General features: G+C 41.5%; 2 tRNA genes. Both read right to left on the bottom strand.

What is annotated here, in order from left to right:
* Nucleotides 1-209: 209 nt before the first annotated feature.
* Nucleotides 210-285: transfer RNA gene (locus tag DK423_RS10980), tRNA-Ala, on the bottom strand.
* A gap of 49 nt (nt 286-334) precedes the next feature.
* Nucleotides 335-411, bottom strand: a tRNA-Ile gene (locus DK423_RS10975).
* Between the last annotated feature and the right edge of the window lie 100 nt (nt 412-511).

Below are 511 nucleotides of genomic sequence, written 5' to 3'. Positions count from 1 at the left end.
GCGATTAATAACAGTTTTAAATTAAATTCGAGTAATCGCCTTTTCTCAATCACTCGCTCAGACTTTCTTGAAAGTCTTGTTTTCAGCTTGTTTCCGGATTTTTAAAGAACAGATAAGAATAATGTAAGTCCGTTGACTTACTATCATCATAGTTAAATTCATTTATCGAAATTAAAAGAAACGTTAGATAAACTTAACTATGACGATATTGGTGGAGATAAGCGGGATCGAACCGCTGACCTCCTGCGTGCAAGGCAGGCGCTCTCCCAGCTGAGCTATATCCCCAAGCATATCCTTTGGCTTTCACTCATACTCAATGCACTTGATGTATAAGTGGTGGGTCTGAGTGGACTTGAACCACCGACCTCACCCTTATCAGGGGTGCGCTCTAACCACCTGAGCTACAGACCCAACAGGATTTTGTCTTCGATGTCGTTCTTCCATTGTCTACAACCATCAAACAAACTGTGTGAACACTTAAAGTCGCTCATTAGTAAGGAGGTGATCCAAC

Source organism: Aggregatibacter actinomycetemcomitans, assembly GCF_003130205.1.
Lineage (GTDB): Bacteria > Pseudomonadota > Gammaproteobacteria > Enterobacterales > Pasteurellaceae > Aggregatibacter > Aggregatibacter actinomycetemcomitans_A.
This window is presented reverse-complemented; position numbering and strand designations above follow the sequence as displayed.